1 protein-coding gene is annotated in these 796 nt (G+C 66.6%); it reads left to right on the top strand.

Going from position 1 to position 796, the window contains the following annotated elements:
• Positions 1-360: 360 nt before the first annotated feature.
• The coding region (locus K1J50_RS18820; protein WP_220119279.1) for a hypothetical protein at positions 361-796 on the top strand (436 nt) is incomplete at its 3' end.

Genomic DNA, 796 nt, shown 5'->3' on the forward strand with positions numbered 1-796 from the left:
CAGCGCCTCCGCCAGGCTCCCCTGTCCGATCCGCCGCTGACCCATCCCCGCCTCGCCTCAGCCTTCGCGAGGCTCAGCGAATCAGCCATCAGCCGCTCAGCAAGGCGTTTCGCAGGGGGCTCCGGCGGGGATCGCCAGGGCGGAAGGGGCAGCGCTCGGGACGGGATGATCGTATCGGGGGTGTTCCACTTTTCGGTTTGCAATACAAAATCCTTTGTGCTGTGAGTCGCGGCGTCGGGAGCGTGTCCCAGCACGGTGTCACCGAAGGCGGCGCCGGCGGGCGACGTGCGACCGCGATCTCAACCATTACGCTCTGTTCGCGGGGAGATTTCCCGCGATCCGGCATAACGGGAAGACATCATGGCGAATCTTCTGTTTTCTTCGGGCTTCGAGGGCGGCGTCTCGCTGTCCGCGCCCTACAACAGCTTCTCGACCGGCGCCTATCAGGACGTGATCGGCACCGACGCGGCGACCGGCTACACGTGGCCGGGCAGCCTGTGGGGCGGCAAGACCAGCATCCTGCTGCTGAGCGGCGGCGGCAACCTCTCGAGCGTCATTTCCAACACCATCGAGACCGTCACCGGCCACGACGGCAACCAGACCCGGGCGCTGCACCTGGACGTGAACCAGAAGGTGCAGGAAGTGACGCAGGATTCGCTGTGGATCCAGCCCGCGCGCGAGCCTGGGGAGTTCTACATCAGCGAGTGGGTGAAGCTGCCGGCCAACCTGGCGCAGCAGCTCGGCCCCGGGGGCTGGCTGGCGCCGTTCGGCGAGTGGAAGTCGGTCGACGACTTCC

It is taken from the genome of Caldovatus aquaticus (genome assembly GCF_019458025.1).
Lineage (GTDB): Bacteria > Pseudomonadota > Alphaproteobacteria > Acetobacterales > Acetobacteraceae > Caldovatus > Caldovatus aquaticus.